Genomic DNA, 18,465 nt, shown 5'->3' on the forward strand with positions numbered 1-18,465 from the left:
AGTGAGGAGTGAGGAGTGAGGAGTGAGGAGTGAGGAGTGAGGAGTGAGGAGTGAGTTTGAAGTTAGTTGTGTTCCTGTAACACCGTTCTCCCAGGCTTCCTCTGCCTCCTTTACTCTCTCTGCTCTCTGCCTCCTGCCTTCTGCCTTCTGCCCTCTGCCTCCTGCCCTCTGCCTCCTTTTCTAGACAGCCAGCCACAACTGACCATCACCGCTGACTATTTTGCAACTGAGCTTGAACTGCCGATTGCAGGAGGGACAGTGAGAGGGGTTGGATGGGCAAGTAGCCAGAAATAACTGCCAGCGCGGTAGTGATGGCGATCGCATGTAGCACAGCAGCGCTTTTGTTTAGTAGAGAACCAGACATGACGACTTCGGAACGTAGGGCACCTTAGTTATGTCATCCTTGCCCAGTTATAACCGTGATAAGAGAGACTCAAAAGCCGTAATTCGCATCACCACTTAATGGTGATCACTATCACAGGTAGAGTACAGGGCTGTAGGTTAGGTTGCATCGCCAGCAAAGAGCCGTAATGTCGTTAAGAGTGAGGGCAAATCGGGTGGGAGCGGCTGGCTTAAGTTGAGTTGCGCTGCGATCGCCTCCAGTGACTCTCCTGGCTGCAAGCGCTGGCTGAGAGCTGTGATTTCGTTCCAAGTGAGGTCGCTTTCGGCATAGGTTTTCGCGATCGCAATGGGCAAATCGACGTGCTTGTTACCTTCTGCCTGCGTCATCATATTGTGTCCAATCTCCAGTTGGCGATCAAAACAGTGATACCAGCACTGGGGCTGAAACTTAAGTGCAGACTGAAACAATTTCTGGTGTTCTTCACTATCAACAGCGCGATCGCTAGCGCTCGATACGATCAGCAGTGGTGCAGCAAGTTGGACTTTGGCGCGATCGAGGATGTCTTGACCCAGATCCAGGAACACCCGCAGCGCTGGCATATGAAACCCAGCATAGCCAAAACCCACTGCACCAGGTTCCGTTTTCCACTCAAAATAGACGTTCATGCGTTCGACGACCCAGTCTACTAGAGCATTGGTGCCGCTAAGGTAGGGTGCAAACAGCAAGCCACGATCAACCTGCTGTGGGTACTCAAGCGCTAACCAGGCAGCAAGGGTACTGCCACCTGATAAACCACCCAGCAATACGCGATCGCCGAGAGACTGAGCATTTTGCAGCCAGTTTTGCCCAAATTCCTGATAGATGTGTGGATTCTCTGGCAGCGGCGGTGGGTTGTCCTCATTCCAATCACCCGCCTGTCCGTGCCCTGGCATTAGAGGAATCAAGACGTTGTAGCCCGCTTTGAAGAACGCTTCGCCGATCGTATCGAACTGTGCTGGCGCGGCTGTAAATCCGTGGAAGAAAACAACAACTTTAGACGTTGGGTTTGGCTGTAGTAGAAACCGAGAACGGCAAGTGTCGTCGCGCAACCCCAACGCTTCTTCCCGTGCCCTCGTTTTTTTAATCAGCGCTTCGGTTACATCGTTATAAGCTGCCATGTCACTACACTCTTTTGCAACGGTCTGGTTTTGCCCAGCAGCTTTACTGTTTGCTCTACAGTCGTTTTAGCGTTAATCGAGCCTTTTTTCCAAGTGCATTGAGGCAGATTGGGATTGTTGCCGCCGATTAAGCACGTAAAGATAAAGATCTGCAAGTATTGACGATTTTATTCTAAAACTGTATGATTAGATACAGAAAAGTAAATCGTTCATCTTGCGTTCTGCACTGGAATTAAACCTCACGATTCGAGAAGAGTCTTCCAGAAACAGAAACCGGACGGAAGTAGGGAGTCATCCCGAAGGAACGCGCCTCGCAACACATCATCCAGGAGGCGAATATGAAACTCTCTTATCGTGGCATTAGTTACGACTTTAATCCTTCTTCTCTGCAAGCGCTTGGAGCAAAGCATCGTTTAGCTGAGGTTTCCAAAGCGAGAGCATTAGGCGCGATTCTTACATATCGTGGTGCCGTTTATGCGATCACACCATCCACTCAAGCTACTTCTGCTCAGGCAGCTCTAACTGCTGGCACCGTACTGACCTATCGTGGGCAGTCGTATGTCGGACAACCAACCGTGCAAGCTACGCCTGTTCAACCAGACTTGGCAGTGTCTGAACCAGTAGCTACAGTCCTTGCTAAGGCTCCTGTCTCGATTCAAGAGCAAGCGCGTACGCTAACGATGAATCATCATCGTGCCATGAAGAAGCGTCAGCAGGTAATGCTAGTACGATCGGCTGCTGAAGTTGGCGTGTCTTCAGCGACTATCAGTCACTGGGAACGCACTCAAGAAACGTTCAATCCAGCGTTTTAGATCGTGTGCGATCGTAGTCATGCTGCTCTGAGTAAGACAGCGCTCTCGGTAGCATGGCTTTGACTCCATCACCCAAGGGTGACGCGTCTCCGCTTATGACATCCCGACTCTCTTTCCTTTTTGAAATCCAATAAGTTACTTTCAAACGACTGCTACAACTTAAAATAAAGCAGTCCAATCAAAAGCAATACGTTACATTCATCGCTATTTGCTTGCACGATTTCTAGCGCCGACTTTCACAGGTTCCGCCAGTGCAGTGGCGATCGCTTTAAGACTATTAGGGTTAGAAACCATATCGCGATGTAACGGCACCCATACTTTAACGTTTCGACCAACGGGCACTTGCGAACTACTGGCGGGCACAATCATTGCGTCGAGCGGTGTCCAAATGGAGGTGAAGTTAACGCGATCGAGCGTCGCAATGTCCTGATTTAAGTCCTGTAAAAACGGGTGGTTGGGACGCATCTGCATACAGCCTAGACGTAGAGAACCATAGGCGACCCAGGTGCCGTTATGAGGCGATGAGAGGCTAACAAAGCGCTGCACCCGATCGAGTCCACTCAGTCGCTGAAGATAATACCGCCCCACAATGCCGCCCATGCTGAAACCAAGCAAATCAAACGGTGTGCCGGGTGCAAAGGCACGATCGGCATACTCTGCAACCTGCTGCGCCAACTGCTTGAGGCAGCCATCGCCATTGTTAGGCGTAAGGTTGAGATCATGCGTCTCCCAGCCCAAACTGTTGAGGTAGCGAGTCATCGGGCAAAAAATTGTGCCTGTATCCCAGATGCCGTGAAGGAGAAGGACGGGATGGTTTGGAGTCGGAGAATTCATCGTGCGGTGCATCAGTATGTCTTGAGTCTAGCCTCCAGCAGTGGGTAGCCGCGATCGCGATAGGACAGCCAGGTAAATGGTCTAGAGCTAGACAGTGGATAAATTGTAACCATCAAAAATTAATTAATAAATCGCAATATTAGCCCTTCTGTACTCATAAAACCGCGATAATTTGAAGCGGGTAGTGCGGCTTTATGAGTCAAAATTTTACCAACCGTTGCGCGAACATATCTGCGCAAAGACATCGGTACGTAGTTCAGGAGCAGTTGCAATGAGCAGTTTCGTCAATTTCCTCAAAAATTTATTGTCTGGTCTTTTTTCCGCGATCGGCGGTCTCTTTAGTTCTAAGAAAAAGCCGGATGCGATCGAGGGTAGTGCGCCCACGCCTCGCAAAGCTCGCAATTCTGGGTATTTTCTGGAGCTTGATGAAGCTAAGGGTGTTGGCAGTGTAGCCGCCCCTGGTAAGGCTGACACAGCGTCTCCCGCTAAACCAGCGCAGACATCTGCTAAGTCAGAGTCTAACAACGGGGCAACCGCCAAGCCTGCCGCTGTGAAAGAACCAAAGGCGACACCAAAGCCAGTAAGTGCAAACGCAGCCCTCAATCTGCCTCAGCCGACGGTCACAACGTTTGCACCGAAATATCTGGCTCCAACGGGCAACTCAAATGGTCGTCGTCGCCCCGGTGCTAATATGTCATCCTTTTTGGACATGGCACGTCAGGTGAAAACCTCATCTTGAGCGTTTCTATTTAAGTCCATCGACTGCGGCAACTGATTCTGCCATAAACGAACAAAAGCGCTGAGGACTTTACCTCTAGCGCTTTTGTTTATTCGTAATTCGATCGACGTTGAGTTGAAAGCGTTGCTCACCTGTCTGAGACACCTGTCATCGACCCGGCGATGCATGTTCTTGCGTTGTTAGAATTAAGACCTGATTGTGCAGGGTGTGTAAAGCCTGCGGCATGGCTTCGCTCAAGGCAACGCCGTAACGCACCCTGAGTGAGGCTTTAGTGCGTTACGCTACCACCAACAGCACCCTACGAGTTGTGTCAGATCCTGTACTGCCGGGTTAATAACAGGTGAAATGCCGTTAAAGTCTTGCTTTTGGAACAAGCTGTTTTCTCAGAAGCGTTGAGTTATGGTCTGCTTTGGTCAACAGCGTTCTCGTATGCTCTGCGATCGATCGATTCATGTTCATACGATTTCAGCACAACCCAGAGCGAGTGGATGATGCCGGGAACATAGCCCAGTACTGTCAAACCCACATTGATGAGAAAAGCGGGACCAAGTCCCAACGTCATAAACACGCCCAGAGGTGGGAGAAGAATTGCGGCAAGGATGCGTAGTAGTTTCATAGCTCTTTGTAGTCCTGCTCTTTAAACAGCCTTAATGTATGCATTGTCGTAGTATGGGTTGCAATCAGCCTCCCTCTCAAGAGCTAAAAAGCAGTCATGCTGGTGGCAGTTCTGAATCATTTGTGAGACGTGGGCAGATGGTTTAACGGTCAGTGGTTAGCGGTCAGCGATCAGAGAAAAGCTGTTAGCTGGTCGCTGACCCCTTCAAACCTCTTTCTACCGTTTCCGTAATGGCAAAGCCTCAACGTGTATCCAGCTTTCGGACGATTTTGTCTTGAGCCAATTTCGTCTGAAAGAGTAGACATTGACATACTACACGTGTAGTATATACAAAGTGAGTTTTTTCCAGAGCCATTCCATGATCAGCACACCCGTAGTGAACTTACAGAGCGCGATACAGCACCGACCCAGCAGTGGTTTGGCAGCGATCGTGGTGCTGCCTAAGTTCAGGGGCGAGTCGGCGCGATCGCTAGGCAATCTTTCAACCATTACAGGCAGAACGAACACCATTGCAAAAGGGCTTTTTTGGGAGCTGCTTTTGGATCGATTCATACAAAGCGGGTGGTGCAGGCACGATCATGCACCCACATAGGCAACCAGTCACTACTGACGCTGTTGACCCCCGCTCCTGAATATCAGAGGCGGGGGTTGTTTTTTTAGGAGGCAAACAGGATGTTAAAGCTGACCTATATCGAGGACGGGTTACATCTGGAGCGGATGACCGCTTCCCTGGATGTGCTGATCGCACAGCGAGTGCTGTTGGCATTGCGTGCTGGACAAAAACTCTATGTCGAACCCGGTAACGCTGCCTTTTTGCTGCCTGCCGATGCGCCTGGTCTGACCCATCTAGAACTGGCGTTGAAGCTCGATCGCAGCCAAAGCATTACCGTGACACCCGTTGATACCGCGTTTATAGAAGTGAGTCTGCAAGGGAGTTGGATTGCGGAAGATGCAGCTGCTCACGAAGGCATGTTCATCACCGCGTTCTCCGATCGTGCTGAGTTCTTTGTCTACAAGCTGTGGCAGATGACGCAGTTGCAAGTGTCATCATTCTTGTAAATGGTGCATCGTTCTTCCAAACACCGATTGATCCGTAGCTAACGCAAAACCGGGCTTCTAGATACAAGCTTGATACTCAAACAGCATCTTCTTGTAAAGAAACCCGGTTCTTGCTTCGGTTTGATTGAGTTTTAATAGGCTCGATCGAGGTTAGGTGCTTTGAGCAGTTCCAGATGAAGCGATGGGAGCAGTGCTGTTTCTGTTGATGCTTTTTGTGCCAATGAGGGAACCTGTTCTCGGAGACGAGCAGTTAGTTGCTGAGTTTTCGCATCATAGATTTGGGTCAATAGCTTAGGGTATAGCCCAATACCGATGATGGGTACCAACAGTGCCGAGATGATAAACACCTCGCGCGGTTCGGCATCAGCCAAAACCTCATGAGAAGTAAGCGTTTTATTCTCAGGACCGTAGAAGATCTCCCGCAGCATCGACAGCAGATAAATGGGTGTGAGGATCACGCCCACCGCTGCTAGCAAAACAACGAGAACCTTAAACGGTGGCGCATAGGCATCACTGGTGGCGAAGCCCACAAACACCATCAGCTCTGCCACAAAACCACTCATTCCCGGTAAAGCCAGCGATGCGAGGGAGCAAGCGGTGAACATGGAAAAAATCTTGGGCATCTTCTGACCGACACCGCCCATTTCGTCCAGCATCAGCGTATGGGTGCGATCGTAGGTTGCCCCCACCAGGAAGAACAAACTTGCACCAATTAAGCCATGAGACACCATTTGCAGTACAGCACCACTCAAGCCCAAATCGGTGAAAGAGGCAATCCCTAGCAGGACAAACCCCATATGTGAAATGGAGGAATAGGCAATCTTGCGCTTCAGATTGCGCTGGGCAAAGGAGGTTAGTGCCGCATAGATAATATTGACCACGCCTAAAATCACGAGTGCTGGTGCAACTGTGGCATGAGCCGCTGGTAGCATCTCCGCATTCATCCGAATCAAGGCATAGCCGCCCATTTTGAGTAGAATGCCTGCCAGGAGCATGTGTACAGGAGCGGTCGCTTCTCCGTGAGCATCGGGCAACCAGGTGTGCAGCGGGATGATCGGTAGCTTGACGGCATAGGCAATCAGAAAGCCCGCATAAAGCCAAAGCTGCAAGGTCAGAGGAAAGTCCTTTTGCATGAGCGATCGCATGTCAAACGTGACGGTATCACCGTAAAACGCCATCGCTAGAGCAGACAGCAGAATAAACAGCGATCCCCCAGCCGTATAGAGGATGAACTTCGTTGCGGCATACTGACGCTTTTTACCGCCCCAAATCGATAGCAACAAATAAATGGGGATCAGTTCTAACTCCCATGCCAGGAAGAACAGCAGCATGTCCTGCACAGCAAAAACAGCGATCTGTCCGCCATACATTGTCAGGAGTAAAAAGTAGAACAAGCGCGGCTTCAACGTTACGGGCCAGGCAGCCAGGGTTGCCAGGGTGGTGATGAAGCCCGTTAGTAGGATCAGCGGCATCGATAGACCATCAGCGCCAACCGACCAGTTCAGGTCAAGCTGAGGTACCCAGGAGTAGCTCTCAAAGAGCTGTATGTCTGAGCTAGAAAAGTCGTAGTAGCTGTAGAAGGCATATACCAGAAGCGCAAAGTCGATCAGCCCAATCACCAGAGCGTACCAGCGAATGGTCTTGCCATCCTTGTCAGGGATCAAGGGAATCAACAGCGCGGCTGCGATCGGAAACAGGATGCTAGTCGTTAGCCAGGGAAAATTAGCGGTAAGCATCAGTAACCAGTTGTTAGTTGTTAGTCTTTGGTGATTAGAAGTTTCTAAAGATGCGTGGGAAAGAACCTAAACACTAGATTGCCAGTACTCACGGAGAGTGATTCAAGCGATCGGGCGTGTACTGTTCAAAGCCAGCCGTCTAAAGTCTAAAGCAGTTGTCATTAGCTTTAAGCTGTCAGCTTCTAGAGGATTGTATCTGCCTCTAACAACTAACACCGAACAACTAACAACTTCTTAAGCTATGCCAGAAAAGATCACCAAACCTAGAACAGCAGCAAAGACAATGAGCGCGTAGAACTGAGCACGTCCATTCTCAAGGTACTTCAGTACTTCACCTGTGAAAAGAGTGACTAAACCTGCCAGGTTAACAACGCCGTCCACCACTTTAGAATCAACCTCTAAAATCTGCCTCGCCAAGCGACGGCTATTCAGCACAAAAACGCTGTAGTAGATATCGTCGATATACCATTTGTTTTTGGATAGCTGGTAAAGGGCAGGAATTTTAGCAGCGATCGCGGCTGGGTCGATCGTCTTCCGTGCGTACATCAAAATCGCTAGCGAAATACCTAGCAGCGAAATGCCCACCGAGCTACCTGCCATAACGAAAAACTCATTGAGGTTTTCGCCCCCTTCTGCTGCCAGTTCGACCGCTTCGCCTGGAGCATGAATAAAGGCTTCAAAGTAGTTCGCAAATGGTGTACCGACCAGACCGATCAGAATCGATGGCACTGCCAGAAGCATTAGAGGCAGCGTCATTGTAAAGGGCGACTCGTGCGGAAATTCGCTGTGATGTTCATGGTCATCATGCTTGTCTTGAGCATGCTCATGAGCAGTAAGGGTCAGTTCTTGAGGGTTCATGGCACCGGGACCGATCGACAGCCCTTGCGCTTGCAGTTGCTCTACTTTGATGGCTTGGCGCACCGTAGTATCGTTGCCGCGAAACCCACCCTCAAACGTAGAGATATACATGCGGAACATATAAAATGCCGTAATTCCCGCCGTCAAATAGCCGACACCCCACAGCACCGGGTTCGCTGCAAAGGCATTACCAAGAATTTCGTCCTTCGACCAGAAGCCTGCAAACGGTGGAATCCCCGAAATAGCGAGTGTGCCAATGAGAAAGGTAATGCCCGTAAACGGCATGTACTTTCGCAAACCGCCCATCAGCCGCATATCCTGAGCGTATGCTGGGTTGTGCCCAACGACGTGCTCCATCCCGTGAATGACCGAACCTGATCCCAGGAACAGCATTGCTTTGAAATAAGCGTGCGTCATCAGGTGAAACATGCCAGCGCTGTAGGAACCAACGCCCATTGCCATTACCATGTAGCCCAACTGCGACATCGTGGAATATGCCAAGCCCTTTTTAATGTCGTTTTGCGTAATGGCGATCGAGGCTCCTAAAAATGCCGTCAACGCGCCTGTGTAAGCAATTACATCCATCACAACTGGGATGTTTTCAAACACAGGAAACATCCGAGCGATGAGGAAAACCCCAGCCGCTACCATCGTCGCTGCATGGATCAGCGCTGAAATGGGAGTCGGACCTTCCATCGCATCGGGTAACCAGACATGAAGTGGAAACTGAGCCGACTTCGCTACAGGTCCCAGGAAAATCAGGATGGCAAAGAGGGCTGCGAGTCCACCGCTAATAGCACCTGTTGCCACCAAGTCTTGAAGCCGATCGCCGATCGTCTCAAAATCAAAGCTCTGCGTTGACCAATAAAGCCCTAAAATACCGAGCAGCAAGCCAAAGTCACCGACTCGGTTAGTCACGAACGCCTTCTGACACGCATCGGCAGCGCCTTGGCGATCGAACCAAAAGCCAATGAGCAAGTAGGAACACATTCCTACCAGCTCCCAAAAAATATAGACCTGTACCAGGTTTGGACTCAGCACCAGACCCAGCATCGACGCGCTGAAAAGGCTCAAATAGGCGTAGAACCTTACATAACTTGGGTCATGCGCCATGTAGCCATCAGTGTAGATCATGACCAGAAAAGCCACCGTCGTCACAATCACTAGCATGAGAGCGGTGAGATGGTCGATGGTATAGCCCATGCTGAGTCGAAAATCCCCCGCTGATGCCCACTCAATCATTTGAGTGTAGGGAGGATGTCCGTTGAGTTGGCTCCACAAAAGCGCCGCAGACACAACTAACGTCGTCCCCATCAGTGAGACGATAAAAATCGAGTTGACCTGCCGCAGCTTGTTCGTTGCTTTATTGAAGGAAATTAGCCCCAAACCGACAATCATTGCGCCAGCCAGTGGCAAGACTGGAATCAGCCAGGCGTACTGATAAATCGCTTCCATTGCTCATGCCTATGGTTAAAGTGCTTCGCTTGGTTGGGAAAACCGTTTACATTGTGACACACGCTTAACAGGAAACTGTCGTGTACAAACACAACATTCTGTTATTTCTACGGTTTAGCATTCCCAACACAGCGGCAAACCGCATCTACCAGCAAGGGTATGATTCGTTAAAGTTGCAGCCCAACCTTGTAGAAGTGCCTTTTCGGCTGACTGTTGGACTCTCTTAGCGCCATAGTGACGATCGGGTCTGAGGGTCGCTTTTTTGAAGACAAGCTCTGATACGCGATGAGGAATGCCCATCGAAAACTAGCCGCATCTCTCAGAGCCGCCGCACTCTAAGGTTTTCAAGCCTCTAGGTCTCGCTGCGATCGAATGGAATAGTTTCAGGTTGAACGCTTAATGGGTGCGGATTAACAAGCACTCTCTGCAACTCTGCCCAGAGATCGTCACGACGGTGAAACCCCTCTAGGCGATGCACGACCTTCCCCTCTTCAAACAGAAGGATAGTGGGCAAAGTAGTAATGCGGTAGCGGCTTGACAGCTTGAGATTCTCGTCGGCGTTGATCCCGATGAGCTTGAAGCGCTTACCCCATTCCGCCTGAAACCGCGTTAGCAGTGGCTCAATCATCTTGCAGGGACCACACCAGGGTGCCCCAAAATGCACGACGACAGGCGTAGGAGATTCCAAAACTTCTTCTACGAAGGTCTGTTCACCCATTGCAGGTTTGTGATTCCTCAAATGATTAGATGCTTAATCTTTATCTTGGGATCATCCTACCAGCCAACGCTGTTTGTTGCACGGATCAAAATTGGATGTGCCCACCAAAAAAGTAGAACAAAACCGACGACCCCTAAATAGGCAGGACGGAGAAATTCTTGCCAGTGAAGTGATTGACGACCCTCTACGATCGCCCTAAACGGAATCACCGACGTGCGCGCCTTAACAACTTCAAACGCTTCACCGTAGCGCGCCAACAGGCGACGATCGCCATGCCACACACCAAACAAATGGTGCAAGATTAGCCCGATCGAGGTTACGACCATAAATGATGTTCCTAGCCATAGCGTATGAGCCACGCACCAAATCACTTGCCCCACCATTTGTGGATGTCTCGTAATGCGGATGATCCCACTTTCGTAGAGGTGGACTTCAGGTTTTTGAATTGCCGCTACTTCTAAGAGGTTAAATGTGGCTGGATAAAGAAACAGAAAAGAGATCGCTGATAAGACCCAAACCGTTGTTTGCACACCCATCGTTCTCTGTACCTGCCAAAGTTGCTTGCCATCGTAACGGTGATTGAAAAAGTAAATAATTAGCACCACTGCGAGACTTAAACTCACTAGGGCAAATAAAACCCGATACAGCCGTGGACCTATCTGCTTCTCGCCCCACGGACGCAGCGCTGCTAGACCACTGTGAGCGATCGCAAAACTTAACAGCAACGCCGACATAATCCAGTGGCTCGGTGTCAACCAGTCGAAAGACATAAGCGGCAGTGAGGAAACAGGGATCAAACGCTAATCTAGCATCTCATCCGCTTTGCATTGCCCTACTCCACTTTCTTCCTATCGTCCCACTCAAAACAAAAGACCGACCTCTAGCTGGCGTAAATCGATCGTATAAAGGCTGCCCTCACCGTTTTTCCAGGTAGCGATGAGCAGACCATAGGGTTCAAGGACAGCGATCGCCGTAGGACTGGCTGGTCCTGCCAAGCGTCCGGCAGGCTGACCATGTCGGTCTAACAGAACGATCTGTCCATCTGCCGCCATCAAAACGTAGCCCCAAGAGGCTGATGCGATCAAGATCGGCACCATATCTACCCCAATGCGCAGCAGTTTGAGGGGCTTCAAATCAATCAGTAAGACTGAGTTAGTATGCCCTGGTTCTAGTGCCACCACGCGATACGGGGTTGTGGTTTCTACCACCTGACGCAAGGGTACAGGTAAGCTAAAGGCGCTAATAGGGTTCCCTCGACGGGTAAAAATTTCTAGCAGCACACCCGTAATGTGAGAATGGGTTCCTTTATCCACGATGTGAGAAAAAGCAACGATATAGCGTGAGTCTGCCATTGCCAAGTGAAACAGATGAGCCGTCAGACTGGGTGCATTGGCGGCATTACCGTTACGACTCCCAGGTTTAATCGACTGCATCCGCGACAAATTCCAGAAGCTCAAAACGCTGGTGACTTTGTCCGCCTCTATCACTGCCACTGCCATCCAACGCCCTTTTGTTTCAATGGTGGCGTGAAAGTCTTGATTAAATTCAGCCACCAGCTCAGGCACTGACTGCTGGGGTGGTGCAGTGTGGTTGGGCTGCTGTGGAACCGTTTGAGCCTGCGGAACCAGACCCTGCTGGAAAAGCTCGATCGGGATGCGGTAAATCGATCGCTGCGTGATGGCAAAGCAACCCTGCGGTCGTACCAGTAACTCTTTGACCGTTTTGGGTAACTGTACTGACACTGCGGTCGATCGCTCCTCACCTTCAAACGGCGCTGCCCCAGTAGCCAGCAACCCTCCCGGATAGGTTTGGCAACCAATGTAACGCCTGCAAAGCTGATAGACCTGCTCCTCTTCACCTCTTACTGTCGATTCAACTAGAGCCGCTGCGCCTGCCGCAGTCAACACATGCGTTCGAGGTGGTACTGGTGCTGTAACCAACTGTTGCACTTCAGCCGCTAGCGCTTCCTGTTTTACGTAGCGGCACAAACTGGCTGGTAAGACAAGAGACGATCGCAGCAGTCTTGAATCTGTCCATGCCTGCTCAAGTTCAGACCGCGACGCTTTTACCGCCGATCGCACTGCCGCAACCATTTGTGTCGCCGATTGAAACCGTCGCGCTGGCAGTTTTTGCAACGCCGTGTGCATCACCGCTTGCAGTGCAGCCGGAATGGTTGCCGGAATTTTGACAGCCTGATTGAGGTGCGCTGACATCATGGCGGCAGGCACACCAGAGAACGGTCGGAAACCTACCAGCAATTCAAACAACATAATCCCTACAGCGTAAAGATCCGATGTAACAGAATACTGACCATAAAACCGTTCTGGGGACATATAGGCGGGCGAACCCGTGTTACCGTCACGGTTGTCTGTACTTTCTTGGTGTACTCGGGCAATACCAAAGTCAGACACGCGAGCCGTCCAACCATCTGCCTGCAATGCCAGCAGAATGTTTTCTGGTTTGATGTCGCAATGAACAATGCCGCGACTGTGAGCATGGTCTAGCCCCAACAGCACATCAATGACCAGTTTTAGGCACTGAAGCGGATGCAACCGTATATCGTCTTCCATCAGACCGCGTAAGGTGCCGCCTTCGCAGTAATCCATCACGAGATAGCGTCCAGTTGGCGTGTGCTCCAACGCGTGACAGGTCACAATATTGGCATGTTGCAAACTCAGCAGAAAGCGTAGTTCACGCAAGAACTTATGAGTGGGGAACCGATGCTTATCAAGTTCTTTGAGTGCAACAAGACGACCCGTTTTGCGATGACTAGCACAGTAAACTCGTCCAAATTGTCCCTGACCAACGAGTCCTAACAGTCGATATTTTGAACGCTTTAACTCTTTTAAAAGGAGGTAAGACACATCACGAAAATAGTAATTAGCTGTTAGTCTTTAGTTGCTAGTTGTCGATCGCTCATAATCATTTGCGATCGTTCTAAACATACAGATACAAAGCCTATCTTATTTTCTCTAAGCACAATAGTTTTGATCAGATCAGTACATTTAGCGACAGTCGTTGCTAGCTGCTCTCGCTGTTAAACCACCATTTTAGAAGCTAACAACTGATAACCAAAAGCTTCACTTCTAGGCGCAAAGTTTTTGCATAATAGACTCGTGATCTAGATGGCTTTCAACCATGCTTTCAGCAGGCTGTAGGCGATTGGCTAAGCCCAACAAAAAGCAGTTATGATCTGCACCTAATGATTCGCAAGTCGTTTGGATGCAGTGCAATTCGCGCCCCGTTAACTGGCTAAAAAACGCACTCAAAACGCCAGCTTCTAGAAAACAGACAGGCGCATCACCTTGTGGAGCCTGACTGGCAAAGGGAGAGTTCGACGTTTTTATGATGAGAAAGCCATGCTGCTGATGTGACTGATCTAACTCGATCTTGCCCCAACCGTAAGCAACCCAGCAAGACTGTAAGCTGTTAAGAAATTCCAGCACCGACATATCTGCCAGCGCTGTACCGTAGTAGTCAGTCAATTCTTCACGAAAGCGCGTGTAAAAGTTTTTACCCCACCAGCGACCGCAATTAAACAACACCAGACGCGAAGCCTGTCCCGTTTCTTTGTGAAGACCCGCATAAATTGCCTGAATCAGAGTTTCGGGGAGTGCAAGCAAGCGATCGCCCCGACGATTCTCCAATAAGCCCATTTCCAAGTCACCCTTCACATAGGCATCGACTGCAAAGTAGTTACCAGGAACACGGTTGTTTGTTAATAAATCGGCGACAGAAATCATAGAGCAATACCAGGGGTTGAAATTGACTGGAAAGAGTTGCAGCGGCTGTGAATTTTAGACCGTAAACTCTGATTTAAGATCTCGGTTTCTAGTCTTGGGGCGAGAGCTTGACAATCAGTGACCAGCGGTTGCAAGCGTGGGAGTTTGCAGGATTGCGGTTTGCACTTTTGCAATGTAGGGACCGACCAAATTGATCTGCTGAGCCGTAAGCGCTTGTGTCAAACGTTGGTTGAGCAGGCGAAAAAGCGCTGTATCGATCGCGCGCGTATTGTAAATACTGAGCGTCGTTGTCAGCCAACTTAGCAGTCGTTCCTGCACAAAGGCTTCATCGTTTAGCAACATACCCATAGCGGAGTAACGCAGTAGCAAGAGAGCATTTTTAAGGCTGCGTTCTAAATTTTCGACCGTTTCCTGAGGCAGCACTGTTTCTAATTGGTCTGCTACCTGCTGCATGATTGCGAGTTCACGATCGCGCAGCGTCCGATAGGTATCGATACGTTCAGGCAGTGAGCTGACGTATTGATTGATCACGCCTAGCTCTTCGGACTTGAGATAACGATGTTCGGCTTCATCAAAGATCGTTTCGATTTGCGGGTGCATGGTGAGGAGGGGTGAGGGGATGAGGAGGTGAGGGAGAGGGGGAGTCAGGGAGAGGAGGAGTCAGGGAGAGGGGGAGTCAGGGAGAGGAGGAGTCAGGGAGAGGAGGGCAGCGGTATCAAGTTCTGCCTTCTGCCTCCTGCCTTCCGGCTTCTGCCTTCTGCCTTTAGAACAGTCCCGAAAAGCTGTCTAGAGTGAGGTCATCAGGTTTTGATGGCGGAGCAGGCTGTACAACTGTGGGAGCGGCGATCGCAATACCGTCCCAGTTAATCGCAGCGAAAAACTGACAGACGCTCATTTTGAGATTGAGAGGCGCGTTGCTGTGTTCGCTCAAGCTCAGTTTGTTTGCTTGCACAGCAGGCGTATGGTTTTCCCAATTAATGCCTGTGAAGAAGGTTCGTACAGAGTCTCGTTGCCACGCTTCAACAGCAGGAAGGGCTTTGGAACCATTCGTTTGGGGTAGAGTTAGCGCACTCATCGTAGTAAGTCTCCTGTACGTAAGCGCTTCTCGATATCTTTAGCGGTCGCCCCTTCGTTGAGCCAGAAGGACGCAGCATCAATTCGGTCTTGACCACCCAGGAGAAATTTGCAGTAGGTCTCGCCCATTGAGTAGCACTGAATTTCGATGCAGCTCAACTGCTTTTTCACCATTTCCGTAAAAAAGCCAGCGAACAGTCCGGCATAAAGGAAACAGACGGGCTTGCCCACGTCACCAAGGCTGCGGGCGATCGCAGAGTCAAACACGTTGATAAACATGAAGCCCTGCTTGCGATCGCCCATGTCTACTTCCCAGCGCCCCCAGCCTTGGGAGGTGAAGGGCCACCACCAGGTTTCAAGCAGAAACAAGAGGTTCGTTTGACGCAGATTGCGATCGAATTCTTTTTCAAACCACTTTTCAAAGAAGAACGCGTCTTTTTGTCCCCATTCGCAGCCGATCGTATACATCGTCGCGGCTGAGGCATCACCCACTTCTTCTTCTAAGCCTTCAACCAGACCAATGATGAAATCTTCGGTGGTCAGCACATTTCTGCTGCCGTTCCAATCGACGATCGTGCCCTTGTCCTGGTCAAATTGGAAAAAATCCCGAAACCCGTAATGGTTATGCTTTTTGGGGTTTCTCAACTTGACAGAGTTTTCTTGAGGCGTTGCAATCACCATAGTCTTTTCTCAGCGAAATTCAAGTAGTAGGAATAGTCACGCAAACGGCAAAGCTAGCGACCAGCGACAGTGCTGTAAAGCAAGAGCCAAAACTTTGTGAGCTTTAACCAGGGCAGTCAAGGAAGGGCAGCAACTGTCGAAGCCAACCGGGAGCTAGGAGAAGAGAGCAGCCGCCTTGAATCAGCTATTGTTAGTGCTTCTGGCTTAATGTTCCCTGGGCTGAGACGATCTAACCTGCCGTCATCGATTGGTTGAAAATCTTCACAAATAACCGTTGTCTGAAGGTTGCAAGAACGGTCTTACGTATGCTCGAAATGTTAGGGAAGCTCTACAATCCGCTGCTTAAACCTCTTTTCAAGGAAAAGTTGCCTGTAGCAAGCGATCGTTGATACAGTTTTTGGACTTGGCAATCACTGATTATAGAGATGTCCTAGAGTCAAATCACCATAACTAAGCCTCCCTTGGGGGGCTTTTTTGCTGAATGCCTGCATCAAACCTTCAGCGAACGTCACAAGGTTAAACAGTAAGGCATCAAGCCCGTGATCGCATTTAAGACAGCAGGTATGCTAAAAAACCTGACAAACGCTCAGAAATAGGGTAGATCTAGCAAGGGTATTTCAGGTTGGTTCACGCAACACTGCAAGCTGAGAGATCAACAGCTTGTAGCGCCGCAAGAGTTTGATTGCCTCACGAACACTAATCGCTGTCAATTCGTCTAAGCTCATTTGTCTAAAACCGTGTGTGGTAGGTGGGGTCGTGCAAAAAAGACAGAAGTTGATGATGAAAGCTTGGGTTAAAGCGCTAGCAAAGTACCCATTTGTACAGCAGCAGGTTTGCGATCGCACGGTGGTTTTGATCAGCAGCTTGACGCTGCTGCTGCCACTCTACAGTGGGTTCTTTAACCCAGCGTGGACGTATGCACCCAGTACAGAGGAGCCGACTGGCATGCCGACTGAGGTATTGCCAACGCAGTGTCAGCCACTGTGATCGACTCAAACTGGCGGGTTAACCCAGCTTGTGAGTGATGTCACTCAAACGGCAACGTGGATGGAACAACCAGCGGTCGGTATGAGTACGTTGCTTGGGCAGGTGGCACCGCAGATGCTGGCGTACTTGAATGCACCAGCCTTTCCAGAAATTAACCAACGCGCCCGGTTAGCCAGAGTGCCTGTGATGATGTATCACGACATCCTGCCGGAAAAACAGGTGTTTTTTGATGTCACTCCCGAAGAGTTTGAGCAGCGCCTCCAACTGATCAAGCAGAAAGGCTTAACACCTATCAGCATGGATCAGCTAGTCACACATCTACGGACAGGGCTGCCCTTACCTGCAAAGCCGATTCTGCTGACCTTTGACGATGGCTATAGCGGTCATTATGATTACGTCTATCCATTGCTAAAAAAATATAATTACCCCGCTCTCTTCGCCATTTACACTGCCAAAGTAAGCAAAAAACTAGGGCGATCGAGCCTAACCTGGGAGCAACTGCGGGAGATGGCAAAAGACCCATTGATCACGATCTCTTCCCATAGCGTGAGTCATAAAGTGATGGCAGGGCTAACCAAAAGTGAGCTTGCGATCGAAACCCAGGAGTCGAAGCGCATTCTGGAATTAGAGTTGGGTATGCCTGTGCGCTATTTCACCTATCCTGAAGGGAAGTTTGACGGTCAGGCAGTCGCGGCTGTGAAACAGGCAGGTTACGCTGCCGCACTGACAATGGACGACAACGATGAGCGATTAGCAGGGCAATCAGATAATCTGCTGACGATCGGGCGGATTGGGCAATCGCGCCTAACCGAAATGGTGGATGTTGCCTGGGGTGGTCCCAAACTGCCATCCTGGAACCAGACCTTTGACTTTACGTCTCCTGTCGCTCGCACCGATGCCTCGATTGACAATACGCCGTTTATTTTCATCTCAGGTGGTAGACCAACGACGATCCATGCCCGCACTCGCGATCAGGTACCGAAAATTTTGGAAGGAACAGGGGCGATCGCAGCCGTCGATGGTGGGTTTTTCTCCCTGGAGTTTTTAGACTCTAATGCGATGCTAGGTCCTGTTCTAAGTCAGTCCGAGGGCGAATTTATCCCTGGCAAGCGGGGCGAAATTCCTTTCCTTGCCAAGCGTCCGCTGGTGTTGATTAGTCCCAATGCCGTTAAGTTTGTGCCCTTTGATTACATCAAACACAATACTCTGAAAGGCATTCAGGCGGAAATGCCCGATGTTACAGATGCGTTTGTGGCGGCTGGCTGGCTTGTGGACAATGAGCAGCCTCAACCCATTGAGCGCTTTGGTCGCCTGTATAGCGTCAACGAACTACGGCACCGAGCTTTCTGGGGCATTAACCAGGCAGGGCAACCAAAAATTGGGGTTTCTCAGGAACCGATCGGCTCGGTTGATTTAGGAGCCGCGCTAGCCAAAGCAGGTTTTCGGGATGCGGTCATGCTTGACTCTGGTGCCAGCACATCCCTCGCCTACAAAGGCGCTTCATTGGTGGGTTATACACCTCGCCCCGTACCGCATGTTGTGGCGCTGGTGCCACCTGCGGACGAACTGAACGCACGTTGCGCGTTAGTATCCTCTCGTTAGGTTGAGCAAACTTCGCCACACGCTTCTGTAGATGCTTCTGTAGATGGTCTC

The 18,465-nt window shown here is 50.2% G+C and carries 21 protein-coding genes and 1 riboswitch; of the genes, 6 read left to right on the forward strand and 15 right to left on the reverse strand.

Features of this window, described 5'->3' with window-relative positions:
* The 3 genes from AC5JO6_RS11250 to AC5JO6_RS11260 all read right to left on the reverse strand — a co-directional run.
* A partial coding sequence (locus AC5JO6_RS11250) for a hypothetical protein (RefSeq protein ID WP_496081154.1) occupies positions 1–196 on the reverse strand: 196 nt, incomplete at its 3' end.
* A 9-nt stretch (positions 197–205) separates the two neighbouring features.
* Positions 206–364 carry a hypothetical protein gene (locus AC5JO6_RS11255; RefSeq protein WP_496081155.1) on the reverse strand — a complete coding sequence of 53 codons (159 nt, stop codon included), beginning with the start codon at positions 362–364 and terminating at the stop codon, positions 206–208.
* Positions 365–501: 137 nt separating this feature from the next.
* On the reverse strand, positions 502–1,500 hold the full coding sequence (locus AC5JO6_RS11260; protein WP_496081156.1) for an alpha/beta hydrolase: 999 nt from the start codon (positions 1,498–1,500) through the stop codon (positions 502–504).
* Between the two features lie 204 nt (positions 1,501–1,704).
* Positions 1,705–1,811, forward strand: a riboswitch (Glutamine riboswitch).
* A gap of 27 nt (positions 1,812–1,838) precedes the next feature.
* On the opposite strand from AC5JO6_RS11260, the gene AC5JO6_RS11265 reads away from it, so the two are divergent.
* The gene (locus AC5JO6_RS11265; protein WP_496081157.1) at positions 1,839–2,312 is read left to right on the forward strand and encodes a DUF4278 domain-containing protein; all 474 of its coding nucleotides are present in this window, start codon (positions 1,839–1,841) and stop codon (positions 2,310–2,312) included.
* A gap of 204 nt (positions 2,313–2,516) precedes the next feature.
* Here AC5JO6_RS11265 and AC5JO6_RS11270 read toward each other — a convergent pair whose 3' ends face one another.
* Positions 2,517–3,146, reverse strand: a complete 630-nt coding sequence (locus AC5JO6_RS11270; protein ID WP_496081158.1) for an esterase/lipase family protein — start codon at positions 3,144–3,146, stop codon at positions 2,517–2,519.
* Positions 3,147–3,417: 271 nt separating this feature from the next.
* Here AC5JO6_RS11270 and AC5JO6_RS11275 point away from each other — a divergent pair, with 271 nt between their 5' ends.
* The gene (locus tag AC5JO6_RS11275) at positions 3,418–3,885 is read left to right on the forward strand and encodes a hypothetical protein (RefSeq protein ID WP_496081159.1); all 468 of its coding nucleotides are present in this window, start codon (positions 3,418–3,420) and stop codon (positions 3,883–3,885) included.
* A gap of 397 nt (positions 3,886–4,282) precedes the next feature.
* On the opposite strand, the gene AC5JO6_RS11280 is transcribed toward AC5JO6_RS11275, so the two are convergent.
* Both AC5JO6_RS11280 and AC5JO6_RS11285 read right to left on the reverse strand, forming a co-directional pair.
* Complete coding sequence (locus tag AC5JO6_RS11280) at positions 4,283–4,501, reverse strand: YqaE/Pmp3 family membrane protein (RefSeq protein WP_496081160.1); 219 nt, start codon at positions 4,499–4,501, stop codon at positions 4,283–4,285.
* 312 nt (positions 4,502–4,813) lie between these two features.
* Positions 4,814–5,011 (reverse strand): hypothetical protein, encoded by a 198-nt coding sequence (locus AC5JO6_RS11285; protein WP_496081161.1) that lies wholly within the window; start codon positions 5,009–5,011, stop codon positions 4,814–4,816.
* Between the two features lie 162 nt (positions 5,012–5,173).
* Here AC5JO6_RS11285 and AC5JO6_RS11290 point away from each other — a divergent pair, with 162 nt between their 5' ends.
* Positions 5,174–5,560 (forward strand): alr0857 family protein, encoded by a 387-nt coding sequence (locus tag AC5JO6_RS11290; protein ID WP_496081162.1) that lies wholly within the window; start codon positions 5,174–5,176, stop codon positions 5,558–5,560.
* 131 nt (positions 5,561–5,691) lie between these two features.
* Here the strand turns inward: AC5JO6_RS11290 and ndhD1 are convergent, their stop codons facing one another.
* Positions 5,692–7,296 carry a photosynthetic/respiratory NAD(P)H-quinone oxidoreductase subunit D1 gene (gene ndhD1 / locus AC5JO6_RS11295; protein ID WP_496081163.1) on the reverse strand — a complete coding sequence of 535 codons (1,605 nt, stop codon included), beginning with the start codon at positions 7,294–7,296 and terminating at the stop codon, positions 5,692–5,694.
* 234 nt (positions 7,297–7,530) lie between these two features.
* Positions 7,531–9,609, reverse strand: a complete 2,079-nt coding sequence (locus AC5JO6_RS11300; protein WP_496081164.1) for an NAD(P)H-quinone oxidoreductase subunit 5 — start codon at positions 9,607–9,609, stop codon at positions 7,531–7,533.
* Positions 9,610–9,689: 80 nt separating this feature from the next.
* On the opposite strand from AC5JO6_RS11300, the gene AC5JO6_RS11305 reads away from it, so the two are divergent.
* On the forward strand, positions 9,690–9,836 hold the full coding sequence (locus AC5JO6_RS11305) for a hypothetical protein (protein WP_496081165.1): 147 nt from the start codon (positions 9,690–9,692) through the stop codon (positions 9,834–9,836).
* 125 nt (positions 9,837–9,961) lie between these two features.
* Here AC5JO6_RS11305 and AC5JO6_RS11310 read toward each other — a convergent pair whose 3' ends face one another.
* From AC5JO6_RS11310 to AC5JO6_RS11340, 7 genes are all read right to left on the reverse strand, one after another.
* On the reverse strand, positions 9,962–10,327 hold the full coding sequence (locus tag AC5JO6_RS11310) for a thioredoxin family protein (protein WP_496081166.1): 366 nt from the start codon (positions 10,325–10,327) through the stop codon (positions 9,962–9,964).
* Between the two features lie 56 nt (positions 10,328–10,383).
* Complete coding sequence (locus AC5JO6_RS11315) at positions 10,384–11,097, reverse strand: NnrU family protein (RefSeq protein ID WP_496081167.1); 714 nt, start codon at positions 11,095–11,097, stop codon at positions 10,384–10,386.
* A 90-nt stretch (positions 11,098–11,187) separates the two neighbouring features.
* Positions 11,188–13,191 carry a serine/threonine-protein kinase gene (locus tag AC5JO6_RS11320; protein ID WP_496081168.1) on the reverse strand — a complete coding sequence of 668 codons (2,004 nt, stop codon included), beginning with the start codon at positions 13,189–13,191 and terminating at the stop codon, positions 11,188–11,190.
* Positions 13,192–13,413: 222 nt separating this feature from the next.
* Positions 13,414–14,070: a V4R domain-containing protein gene (locus AC5JO6_RS11325; protein WP_496081169.1), complete on the reverse strand. Its 657-nt coding sequence runs from the start codon at positions 14,068–14,070 to the stop codon at positions 13,414–13,416.
* Positions 14,071–14,184: 114 nt separating this feature from the next.
* A complete protein-coding gene (locus AC5JO6_RS11330) occupies positions 14,185–14,670 on the reverse strand; it encodes a globin family protein (RefSeq protein ID WP_496081170.1) in 486 nt (161 codons plus the stop codon).
* A 163-nt stretch (positions 14,671–14,833) separates the two neighbouring features.
* The gene (locus AC5JO6_RS11335; RefSeq protein ID WP_496081171.1) at positions 14,834–15,145 is read right to left on the reverse strand and encodes a hypothetical protein; all 312 of its coding nucleotides are present in this window, start codon (positions 15,143–15,145) and stop codon (positions 14,834–14,836) included.
* Positions 15,142–15,825, reverse strand: a complete 684-nt coding sequence (locus AC5JO6_RS11340) for a V4R domain-containing protein (RefSeq protein ID WP_496081172.1) — start codon at positions 15,823–15,825, stop codon at positions 15,142–15,144. Before AC5JO6_RS11340 ends, AC5JO6_RS11335 begins: the two co-directional genes overlap by 4 nt.
* Positions 15,826–16,602: 777 nt before the next feature.
* On the opposite strand from AC5JO6_RS11340, the gene AC5JO6_RS11345 reads away from it, so the two are divergent.
* Together AC5JO6_RS11345 and AC5JO6_RS11350 are read left to right on the forward strand one after the other, a co-directional pair.
* Positions 16,603–16,812, forward strand: coding sequence for a hypothetical protein (locus tag AC5JO6_RS11345; RefSeq protein ID WP_496081173.1), 210 nt, complete (start codon positions 16,603–16,605; stop codon positions 16,810–16,812).
* A gap of 30 nt (positions 16,813–16,842) precedes the next feature.
* The gene (locus AC5JO6_RS11350; RefSeq protein ID WP_496081174.1) at positions 16,843–18,414 is read left to right on the forward strand and encodes a polysaccharide deacetylase family protein; all 1,572 of its coding nucleotides are present in this window, start codon (positions 16,843–16,845) and stop codon (positions 18,412–18,414) included.
* Positions 18,415–18,465 lie beyond the last annotated feature (51 nt).

Source organism: Tildeniella sp., assembly GCF_059505325.1.

Coding starts and splice junctions, on each gene's coding strand:
- AC5JO6_RS11255 (WP_496081155.1), bottom strand. CDS start 364: ATGTCTGGTTCTCTACTAAACAAAAGCGCTGCTGTGCTACATGCGATC.
- AC5JO6_RS11260 (WP_496081156.1), bottom strand. CDS start 1,500: ATGGCAGCTTATAACGATGTAACCGAAGCGCTGATTAAAAAAACGAGG.
- AC5JO6_RS11265 (WP_496081157.1), top strand. CDS start 1,839: ATGAAACTCTCTTATCGTGGCATTAGTTACGACTTTAATCCTTCTTCT.
- AC5JO6_RS11270 (WP_496081158.1), bottom strand. CDS start 3,146: ATGAATTCTCCGACTCCAAACCATCCCGTCCTTCTCCTTCACGGCATC.
- AC5JO6_RS11275 (WP_496081159.1), top strand. CDS start 3,418: ATGAGCAGTTTCGTCAATTTCCTCAAAAATTTATTGTCTGGTCTTTTT.
- AC5JO6_RS11280 (WP_496081160.1), bottom strand. CDS start 4,501: ATGAAACTACTACGCATCCTTGCCGCAATTCTTCTCCCACCTCTGGGC.
- AC5JO6_RS11285 (WP_496081161.1), bottom strand. CDS start 5,011: ATGGTGTTCGTTCTGCCTGTAATGGTTGAAAGATTGCCTAGCGATCGC.
- AC5JO6_RS11290 (WP_496081162.1), top strand. CDS start 5,174: ATGTTAAAGCTGACCTATATCGAGGACGGGTTACATCTGGAGCGGATG.
- ndhD1 (WP_496081163.1), bottom strand. CDS start 7,296: ATGCTTACCGCTAATTTTCCCTGGCTAACGACTAGCATCCTGTTTCCG.
- AC5JO6_RS11300 (WP_496081164.1), bottom strand. CDS start 9,609: ATGGAAGCGATTTATCAGTACGCCTGGCTGATTCCAGTCTTGCCACTG.
- AC5JO6_RS11310 (WP_496081166.1), bottom strand. CDS start 10,327: ATGGGTGAACAGACCTTCGTAGAAGAAGTTTTGGAATCTCCTACGCCT.
- AC5JO6_RS11315 (WP_496081167.1), bottom strand. CDS start 11,097: ATGTCTTTCGACTGGTTGACACCGAGCCACTGGATTATGTCGGCGTTG.
- AC5JO6_RS11325 (WP_496081169.1), bottom strand. CDS start 14,070: ATGATTTCTGTCGCCGATTTATTAACAAACAACCGTGTTCCTGGTAAC.
- AC5JO6_RS11330 (WP_496081170.1), bottom strand. CDS start 14,670: ATGCACCCGCAAATCGAAACGATCTTTGATGAAGCCGAACATCGTTAT.
- AC5JO6_RS11335 (WP_496081171.1), bottom strand. CDS start 15,145: ATGAGTGCGCTAACTCTACCCCAAACGAATGGTTCCAAAGCCCTTCCT.
- AC5JO6_RS11340 (WP_496081172.1), bottom strand. CDS start 15,825: ATGGTGATTGCAACGCCTCAAGAAAACTCTGTCAAGTTGAGAAACCCC.
- AC5JO6_RS11345 (WP_496081173.1), top strand. CDS start 16,603: ATGATGAAAGCTTGGGTTAAAGCGCTAGCAAAGTACCCATTTGTACAG.